The sequence below is a fragment of the Mesorhizobium sp. M7A.F.Ca.CA.004.12.1.1 genome (assembly GCF_003997835.1).
Lineage (GTDB): Bacteria > Pseudomonadota > Alphaproteobacteria > Rhizobiales > Rhizobiaceae > Mesorhizobium.
In genome coordinates this window covers 4,909-14,127 of sequence record NZ_RZRK01000053.1, presented here as the reverse complement: position 1 = coordinate 14,127, position 9,219 = coordinate 4,909, and the positions used below count along the sequence as shown (strand labels likewise).

The 9,219-nt window shown below is 63.1% G+C and carries 10 protein-coding genes and 1 pseudogene; 5 read left to right on the top strand and 6 right to left on the bottom strand.

Annotated features, from left to right (window positions below):
* The 3 genes from EN984_RS04890 to EN984_RS04880 form a co-directional block, all read left to right on the top strand.
* The coding region (locus tag EN984_RS04890) for an AAA family ATPase (protein ID WP_127383651.1) at positions 1–849 on the top strand (849 nt) is incomplete at its 5' end.
* Positions 833–1,423 (top strand): L,D-transpeptidase, encoded by a 591-nt coding sequence (locus tag EN984_RS04885; protein WP_127268513.1) that lies wholly within the window; start codon positions 833–835, stop codon positions 1,421–1,423. The genes EN984_RS04890 and EN984_RS04885, both read left to right, overlap by 17 nt.
* A complete protein-coding gene (locus tag EN984_RS04880; protein ID WP_127268512.1) occupies positions 1,420–2,013 on the top strand; it encodes a hypothetical protein in 594 nt (197 codons plus the stop codon). The genes EN984_RS04885 and EN984_RS04880 overlap by 4 nt, the downstream gene beginning before the upstream one ends.
* A gap of 11 nt (positions 2,014–2,024) precedes the next feature.
* Here EN984_RS04880 and EN984_RS04875 read toward each other — a convergent pair whose 3' ends face one another.
* The 6 genes from EN984_RS04875 to EN984_RS04850 all read right to left on the bottom strand — a co-directional run bounded on the left by EN984_RS04875 (position 2,025) and on the right by EN984_RS04850 (position 8,016).
* Positions 2,025–2,558: a hypothetical protein gene (locus EN984_RS04875; RefSeq protein ID WP_127268511.1), complete on the bottom strand. Its 534-nt coding sequence runs from the start codon at positions 2,556–2,558 to the stop codon at positions 2,025–2,027.
* A gap of 59 nt (positions 2,559–2,617) precedes the next feature.
* Positions 2,618–3,532, bottom strand: coding sequence for a sugar ABC transporter permease (locus EN984_RS04870; RefSeq protein ID WP_127268510.1), 915 nt, complete (start codon positions 3,530–3,532; stop codon positions 2,618–2,620).
* 115 nt (positions 3,533–3,647) lie between these two features.
* A complete protein-coding gene (locus tag EN984_RS04865) occupies positions 3,648–4,943 on the bottom strand; it encodes a sugar ABC transporter substrate-binding protein (RefSeq protein ID WP_127272703.1) in 1,296 nt (431 codons plus the stop codon).
* 95 nt (positions 4,944–5,038) lie between these two features.
* Positions 5,039–5,869 carry a carbohydrate ABC transporter permease gene (locus EN984_RS04860; protein WP_013530271.1) on the bottom strand — a complete coding sequence of 277 codons (831 nt, stop codon included), beginning with the start codon at positions 5,867–5,869 and terminating at the stop codon, positions 5,039–5,041.
* Entirely contained in the window at positions 5,866–7,041 is a 1,176-nt protein-coding gene (locus EN984_RS04855; protein WP_127302116.1) for an ATP-binding cassette domain-containing protein, read from the bottom strand. Before EN984_RS04855 ends, EN984_RS04860 begins: the two co-directional genes overlap by 4 nt.
* 174 nt (positions 7,042–7,215) lie before the next feature.
* Entirely contained in the window at positions 7,216–8,016 is an 801-nt protein-coding gene (locus tag EN984_RS04850) for an SDR family NAD(P)-dependent oxidoreductase (RefSeq protein ID WP_127271331.1), read from the bottom strand.
* A gap of 165 nt (positions 8,017–8,181) precedes the next feature.
* On the opposite strand from EN984_RS04850, the gene EN984_RS04845 reads away from it, so the two are divergent.
* Positions 8,182–9,042 carry a DeoR/GlpR family DNA-binding transcription regulator gene (locus tag EN984_RS04845; protein ID WP_127271648.1) on the top strand — a complete coding sequence of 287 codons (861 nt, stop codon included), beginning with the start codon at positions 8,182–8,184 and terminating at the stop codon, positions 9,040–9,042.
* A gap of 39 nt (positions 9,043–9,081) precedes the next feature.
* Positions 9,082–9,219 (top strand): annotated as a pseudogene (locus EN984_RS38590) (BtpA/SgcQ family protein); the annotation flags it as partial.

The window sequence follows — 9,219 nt, the reverse complement described above, 5'->3', positions numbered from 1 at the left end:
CGCATGAACGCCTCGGACTGGCTGCACAAGCCGCTCGACGGCAAGGAGCTGCTCAATGCCGTGACCTTCCACGACACCGGCAACCAGGGAACGAAGAGCCGGATCATCACCTTCATCGGCGCCAGCGGCGGCGCCGGCGCCACGACGCTGGCGCTGTCGGCGGCCGAATTCCTGGCGTCGAAATCGGCTGAGCGCGCGGCGTCCACCTGTCTCGTCGACCTGGATTTCCAGAGCGCCAATTGCGGCGCCTATCTCAACTTGTTCAACCAGTTCGACCTTGCCGGCATCATCGGCCAGCCGGAACGGCTCGATGTCGAGTTGATGGACGTCATCAAGCTGTCGCGCCCGTCCGGCCTCACCCTCTACGCATTCGAGCGGCCGCAACTGCCGTTCGAGCCGCATGGCAGCGACTTCGTCTTCCGGCTGCTCGACCTCGTCGCCTACCGCTTCGACGATATCGTCATCGACCTGCCCAATCTCGAAACGCCCTGGCACAATTCCGTGCTGTCAACGAGCGACGAGATCTTCATCGTCTTCGAACTCAATGTCGCGTCGCTGCGGCAAGGCAAGCGGCTCTACAAGAAGATCCGCGAGCTGCGCGGCAATGCGGTCAGCATCACGCTGGTCGCCAACAAGCACAAGCGCAAATGGTTCGGGAACCATTTTTCGCGCAGCGAGCTCGAAAAGATCTTCAAGGCGCCGCACATCAAGTCGGTCGCGCTCGACAACGCGCTTCTGACCGATGCGCTGAACAGGGCCATTCCGCCTTCCGAAGTGGATGGGCGTGCGCGCTTCAACAAGGATCTGAAGCGGATGTTCAAAGAGCGGCTCGATGACGCTGCCCGATAGATATCGGATCGCCCCGAAGCTCGCCGGCGCCTGCGCGCTCGGCATGGCGCTGGCGCTGTCCGTCCACGACTTCGCCGAGGCGCGATCGGCGCTTTCGGAGCGGCCGCCGCTGCCGGCGATGGGGCCCAGCCTGCGCAAGGCCGTTGCCTTTAGAACCGCCGAGCAGCCGGGCACGATCGTCATCCGCAAGGACGAGAAGGCGCTTTACCTCGTCACCCGCCAGGGCCAGGCGCTGCGCTATCAGATCAGCGTCGGGCGCGACGGGTTCGGCTGGACCGGAATCGTCAAGGTCGGGGCGAAGACCGAATGGCCGGAGTGGCGCCCGCCGCAGGAAATGCGGGCCCGCCAGCCGGAGCTGCCGAAAATGGTGCCCGCCGGTCCCTACAATCCGCTCGGCGCAAGGGCGCTCTACCTGTCGCGGGACGGGCGCGACACGCTCTACCGCATACACGGCACCAACGACCCGTCGGGTGTCGGCTTCGATGGGACATCGGGCTGTTTTCGTCTCACCAACACGGATGTGATCGATCTTTTCAAACGCGTCGCTGTCGGCGCAAAGGTGGTGGTCCAATGACGATGATCAGCGAACCGGACATGCCGGCGATCGATATCGGAAACCAGGAACAGCGAGAACCGGTTGCCACCGAGAAATTCAGCAAGGCAAAGACGATCGGCGTCATCGTCGCCGGTGGCGCGCTTCTTATCACCGCGGTCAACATGGCGGCCGCGGTCTATCTCTATCGGGGCATGAGCGACCTGCGCTTCGTCGAAGCGCGGCTGGAGCAGCTCGGCGCGTTCGAGCAGCGGATCGCGGCCCGGCTCGACACGGTCAACAACGGTTTTCAGAGCCGGTTCGAGAAACTGGACAGCCAGTTGCAAGGCAGCTTCAACGAGATCGATGCCGGCATTGCCCGGCTGGGGCAGACTATGCCGGTCGCCGGCGGCGAGGCCATGCCAGGTGCGGAAGAACCGTCCGAATTCGCCACCAGCACGCTGGCGCAAGCGCCCGAAGCGCTCGACGGCGAGAGCGCGAGCGAGCCCGGCGTCATCGAAGCACCCGCACCCAGGAAGAGAATAGCATCGGCCTCGCCCCCTGCCCCAAGCTCCAACTACCAGCGCATCCAGCAGCCCGACGGCAAGGTCTATTACCGCCGGATCAACTAGACGCCATTGCTCTAGAGATCGCGCTGCAGCGCCAGGATGCGGATGGCCCGGACGGACCGCTCCCGCGCCTCAGTGAGGAAGGCGATGTGGCAGTAGGCACAGGCCACGATGCCAAAAAGCAGCACCAGGCTGTTCTTCAAGGTGAAATCGACGGCCAGCGAATACGGAAGACCCTTGGGCGAGGTGAATTCGGCAATCGTGCTGGCCGTTTCCGAATGGCTGCCGACGGCGATCATCAGGCCAGCGAAAATCAGGGCGACATGGTTGGCGAGGAACGAGGATGCCGATCTTTTGGCGTGGCACGCCACCCAGCAGACGATCGCTGCGGCGGCAAGAATGACGGCGTCGATAGCCATGGAGCCGCCCAGCCAGACATCGACCTGCTGCCAAAGTACCGTCGACAGAGGGCGCAGTTCAAGCCATAGCCACCATGCGGTGGGGCTGGCCGGATAGGCGCCCAGCAACAAGGTCGCCATGCGCTCCCCTGCCAGGACCGCCAGAATGAGAAACGGAAAGGCGAAAAGCAGAAGCGGCTGGCGTTTCATGTTCCCTCGACAATCTGCAAGCCAGGATAGGCTGTATAGATTGCTCAAGGCTTAACAGCCTACTTCCGGCCCTCTCCCGTTTGCGAGCGTTCGAGGACGGCAAAGAAGATCACGGTGAGCAGAAGGACGATCAGCAGCAGCACGAAGGCGGCTGCCGCGCCTTCGTTGAGCGAAAGGCCGAGAAAGGCACGGCGATAGGCAAAGAAGCTCAGCACTTCGGTCGCGTTGCCCGGCCCGCCCTTGGTCAGGACATAAGGCAGATCGTAGGTCCGGAACTCGTTGATCAGCTGGATGATGATGGTGATCGCCGCGACCGGCCGAAGCATCGGCAGGGTGATGTAGAAGAATTGCTGCCAGCCGCGTGCGCCATCCACTTCAGCCGCCTCATAGGGATCTCGCGGCAAAGCGGCGAGCCCCGCGGCGAGGATCAGCACGACGAAGGACATTTGCTGCCAGATGTCGATCGCCGCCATCGTCCAGAGCGCCATGCCTGGCGTGCCTAGCCAGTCGAGGCGCGGCAGGCCAAACGTTTCCATCAGATGATTGGCGATGCCGAGATTGGGCTGGAGCAGCATGCGCCAGATCAGGGCGACGCTGATCGGCGACATCGCCATGGGAATGGTCAGAACCGCGAAATAGACCGGCTTCATCCGGACCGTCCGGTTGAGCATCAGGGCGATGCCGAGCCCGATCACGAATTCGCCGACCACCGTCACCGCCGAATAGCGCACGGTGAGCCAGAGCGCGTTCCAGAACAGCTCATCGCCGATCATCGAGGCGAAATTCTTGAACCCGACAAGCGGCAGAAGCTGCGGCTTGATCAAGGTCATCGAGGAGATTGAGAGGATGCAGGCATAGGCCAGCGGAAAGCCCATCACGATCGCCAGCAGCAGCAGGCCGGGCAAGGCAAAGGCCCAGCCGGTCCGCCATTCGCGGCCACGGGCAGCCAATCCTTTTTTGATCGCGTTGAACATCGTAACCGAGCCTTGGTCGGGGTGTGGCGTTCCTGGTCTGGTCAAGATCCGGGGTCTGGACAAGATCCGGCGCGGCTGACACCGCCGCGCCGGATCTCCTGGCCGAGCCGGACCGCTATTTGTCGAGGAGCCCCTGCAAGCCGTCGGAAGCCGCCTTCAGTGCTGCCTCCGAAGTCGCCTGGCCGCCAGCCGCCAGCGACAGCTGGGTACCGAGCAGATCCTCGTATTGCGCCGAATAGGTGAAGATCGGAAACGACTTGCCGGTCGCCACCACATCCTCGGCGGTCTTGTAGAAGGGATATTTCGCCAGCACCGCCGCATCGGCATAGACATCGCTGCGCACCGGCGCGTGGCCCTCGAGCGCGCGCTTCACCGAAACATCCTTGCTCTGCACCCACTGGATGAAGGTCCATGCGGCTTCCTGCTCTTCCGGCGACGTGTTCTTGGGAATGCCCCAGCCCCAGCCGCCGCTTTCGCCATGGCCACCCGGCATCACCGACAGGCCGACCTTGCCGGCGACCGTCGGACACTTCACGGCATCGTCCATCTGCGGCAGCATCCACCAATAGGTGACCATGCTGAAGGCGGAACCGCTGCACATCAGGCGCATGGTGTCATCGAGTGTCGCCGATATGGCACCCTGCTGGGCGCCATGCTGGATGTTGTCGACATAGAGATCGAGCGCCTTCTTGGCCTCTGCCGTGTCGAGGCTCGCCTTGCCGTCGGCATTAAGATAGCTGCCGCCGGCGGAGAACAGGTAGTTGGAGAATTCCATGCTGTTGGGATCGCCGCGCTGGCCCTGCATCGCGGCTCCGGCGACGCCTGCATTGGCCTTCATGAATTTGGAAATCGCAACATAGTCTTCGAGGGTCGTCGGCAAAGCGAGTTCCTTGCCGGTTGCCGTCTTGTAGGCGGCCTTGAGCTTCTCGTCGCCGATCAGGTCCGTGCGGTAGAGGAGGCCCATCGAGTAGTTGTACATGGGCACCAGGAACAGCTGATCCTTGGTCCGGCCGAGCAGGTCAAGCGTCGAGGGAATGAAGGGGCCTAGATCGTATTTGGATTTCTCGACGAAGGGTTTCAGATCGGCGAGCCAGCCGGCGGCCGGAAATTCGCCGGCCCACAGGAAGTCGACCTCGAGCACATTGTAGTAGCTCTGCGGCGCGGTCAGCTGGGACACCAGCTTGTCGTGCATGTCGGGATAGCCGATCTTCTCGAACTCGACCTTGATGCCGGTCTGCTTCTCGAATTCGGGCAACAGCGCTTCGATGATCTTGGTTTCCGGCACGTCCTCCATCAAGGCGTGCAAGGTGATGGGCTCAGCCGCCCTGGCCGGAAGCGATGCGCTGACAACAGCTGCCCCGCTCACGGCCGTCATCAGCATTTTGATCAAGGTCTGCTTGTTCCAAGTCATAACTCTCTACTCCTCTTTCCCTCTGGACGCGGCGGTGATCCCGTCACGATTTCATAACCGGCTAGCGAGCCATGTCGGCTCTCGGAGCGGCCGGCCTATTTCACGCTGCCGAACGTCAAGCCCTGGACGATGAAACGCTGGATGAAGCGGGAAGCCACGACCAGCGGCAGGATGGCAAGGACGACGCCGGCAGAGACCTTGGCGATCTGGACGCCGTTCGAGGTCTGCAACGCGGCGAGCGCAACCGGTATCGTCGCCGTCTTCGGCCCGCTCAAAACCAGGGCAAACAAAAACTCATTCCACGCCAGGATGAAGCCGAGGACGCCGGCGGCCGCGATACCGGGCATCGACACCGGCAGCACAATGCGCCAGAAGGCGCCCCAGGCAGTCGCGCCGTCGGTCATCGCCGCCCACTCCAGATCGACTGGAATGCCTTCGAAGAAGCCCATCAGGATCCAGGTCAGGAAAGGCAGGTTGAGCGCGGCATAGACGATGATCAGCCCGGTCAGCGAATTGCTGAGCTCCAGGCTTCGGAACAGCGTGAAGGTCGGCAGCACCAGCGCCACGGGCGGCAGCATTTGCGTCGCCAGAACGGCAAAACGCGCCCACCGACCGCCCGTACGGAAGCGGGCGAAGGCATAACCGGTGGTGGCGGCAAAAGGCAATGCGAGCAGAACCGAGCCGAGCGCGACGATCAGGCTGTTGAGGTAGGACTGACCGAAGCGGCTCGACAGGAGCGCCGAATAATTGTCCGTCGTAAAGGCCGGCATCAGCTCGTTGCTGTAGGATAGCTGCTCGGGCACGAAGCTCGTCCGCAGCACCCAGAGCGGCGGCAGCAGCACGATGGCGCAAACGACAATCAGCCCGAAATGCAGGCCGAAGCGGCGACGAAAGGCCGGCCGCTCGTTTCTGTCCATGCTGGTCATCGAGCGGCCCTCATGAGGCTCGGCCGCGCGATCACCAGTTCGGTTTCGGGATCAAACAGGTGCATCGGCAGCGGGTCGATGTAGAGTTCGACGATCGAGCCGACGGGCGCCGTGAAATAACGGCTCAGGCGGGCGGCGATCTCCAACGGCTTGCCGCCTCCGGCGGGATGGGCATCGTCCGTGCCGGTGGCCTGACCGGCAATCTGGCCGATCAGGACGTTCTCGGCGCCGAGGGCCTCGACGGCCACGACCCGTACGGCAATCTTCTGCCAGTCCGGCTTGTCGGGGCTTTCGTGGAAATCCTCGGCCCGCACCCCCAGAATGACGCGGCGCCCGACACGCTCGCCATAGGCGTTGCGATGGCGGGCGGGGACGGCAAGCACGGCGCCACTATCGGTCAGGACGGAGAGCCCTTCGCCAGGTGCGGCCTGAAGCGTGGCCGGAATGAGGTTCATCGGCGGCGTCGCCAGGAAGCGCGCGACGAAGGTGTTGACCGGGTCGGCATAGACTTCAAGCGGCCGGCCGGCCTGGACCAGGCGACCATCGCGCATGATGCATATGCGATCGCCCATGGTCATGGCCTCGACCTGGTCGTGCGTGACATGGACGATGGTGCGGCCGAGGCGTCGGTGCAGCTTGACGAGTTCGAGCCGCATCTCGGCACGCAGCTGCGCATCGAGGTTGGACAGCGGTTCGTCAAGCAGGAAGGCCGCCGGTTCGCGAACGATCGCCCGGCCGAGCGCGACACGCTGACGCTGGCCGCCCGAAAGCGCTGCCGGCTTGCGGCCGAGAAGATTCTGCAAACCGAGCAGGTTCGCGGCGTCGGCAATCTTGGCATCGATCACTGCTGCGTCGGTGCCGCGCATTTTCAGCCCGAAAGCCATGTTCTGCCGCACCGACATATGCGGATAGAGCGCGTAGCTCTGGAAAACCACCGCGACGTTGCGGTCGCGCGGCGCGACATTGGCGACGCTCTTGCCGCCGATGCGAAGATCGCCGGAGGAGATACTCTCCAGGCCGGCAATCATCCGCAGCGTCGTCGACTTGCCGCATCCCGACGGGCCGAGAAAGATCACGAATTCACCATCGGGAATGGTGAGATCGACCTCATGCACCCCGTAATTGCCATTGCCGTAGAGCTTGGAAACGCGATCGAGCTCGATAGACGCCATAGACTTTCCTCATGAACCCGTCTGACCCGGCTGAACGCCGAAGGCCGAAGTCGAGCGAACGGTCATCTTAGAGAACAAAATGTAACATTGAAAGCCTGCCTTCTGATCATATGTGTTCACTTTTTTGGATGGCGCGTGCCAGCATCAGGATCCGGTTACAGCCGCCAAAAGCCGTCAGGTCATGTAGACGCCGCCGGTCACGTTGACGCCCTGGCCAGTCATGAAGCGGGCTTGATCCGAGCAGAGGAACACGACGACGTCGGCGACATCCTCCGGCAACTCGAGCCGGCCGAGCGGCGTCTGCGCGATATAGTCGGCGACCACCCGTTCGGGCGTGACCTGCCGCAGATGCGCCTCCCATTCGACTTCGCGCGATTGCATGCCGGTCTTGACGAACCCCGGGCAGACGGCATTGACGCGGATTCCCTTGGGCGCGAGCTCGCGGGCAAAGGCCTGCGTCCAGCCGAGCACGGCGAACTTGGATGCCGAATAATGCGCCAGGAGCGGCGCACCGACCTTCGCGGCAAGCGAGGCGGTGTTGACGATGCAGCCCGTGCCTTGCTTGACAAAATGCCGTCCAGCGATCTGATTTGCGAGGAATACCCCGCGCGCATTGACCGAGAAGTTGAAGTCCCACTCCTCGTCGGTCAGATCGAGCGCGTGCTGCATGGTGGACACGCCGGCATTGGCAATCAGGATATCGCAGCCGCCTAGCGCTTCCAGCACAGTGGCAAAGGCCGCCTCGACGGAATCGCGACGGCGAACATCGACCGTGACGGCGGCGGCACCGCCGCCAATCTCCTCGGCCGCCTTGCGCGCGGCGTCGGGATCCAGATCGCCGATCGCCACGGCGACACCCTGCCGCGTCAGGGCGGCCGCGATCGCGCGACCGATCCCCGCGCCGCCACCCGTCACAAAGGCACGCTTGCCCGCGAGTTCGGCAAGCACTGGAGGAATGACGGAGGCAGCCGGCATGGTCGTATTCTCTCTGCTTGGTGGCGGAACGCGTTCTGTTGATATCGAGATGCATACCAATAAATTCGAACACTGCAAACATATTTTTGTTTGAAAATGTTTGATCATGCGGTAGAGTCGAAGTTGCAGACCGCTTCGTCAGCGGCTTACCCACCGGATACATCGATGGCCGACGACACCGCCTCTCCCCTATCGTCCACGCATGGCGCACCGCGCGATGCCGATCGTCAGCGCCTTCTCGCGCACGATCGACAGGCACGCATCCTGGCTTTCCTGCGCCGCACGGGGTCGCTCACCGTCGCTGCGGCAGCGGCCGAACTCGCCGTTTCCGACATGACGATCCGCCGCGATCTGGTCGAATTGGAGCGCGAGGGCAGGCTTGTACGAATCCACGGAGGTGCGATCGAGGCGGACAACCCGCCGCTGGTCGCCATGGACAGTGAGGAGCCGAGTTTCGATTCGCGCTTGCGCCAGCGCCGTGACCCGAAGGCCGCGATTGCCGCCGCCGCGGCCGCCTTGGTTTCGGGATACCGCACGATCGCATTGGATGTCGGCACCACCACCTATCTGATGGCCGAGCACCTCAAGGACCTTCCGCACGCCAAGGTGTTCACCAACAGCCTCAGGATCGCGGCGGCGCTGAACGGCGGCGTGCCCGAAGTCTATGTTGCCGGCGGCCGTGTACGGGCCGACGAGATGTCGACCGGCGGGCCCGCGGCCATCGCCCAGTTCGAGGCGCTGTGGTTCGATGTCGCCGTGATCGGCGTCTCCGGCATCACGGCGGACGGCCTCTTCGACTATTCCTTCGATGATACCGATATGAAGCGCGCCTATCTGAGACGCTCAGGCACCAAGATCGTGCTCTGCGATTCCGCCAAATTCCTGCGCATGTCGCTGGTGCGGATAGCGCCACTGTCGGACATCGACATCCTCATCACCGATGCCGAGCCGCCGGCCAAGATCGCCGCGGCGCTCGCCGCGGCCAAGGTCGACCTGCGCATCGCGCCGCCGCTGACGCGCGACTGAGGCGCAACATTTTCACTTTATCCCCAAGGAGACGACTCGATGGTATTTGAATTTTTCGGCGACAAGAAGAAGGCTGTCATCTCGATGGCACATATCGGTGCCCTGCCGGGAACGCCCCTTTATGATGCCGATGGCGGCCTCGACAAGCTGATCGATGGCGTACTCTCCGACATCCGC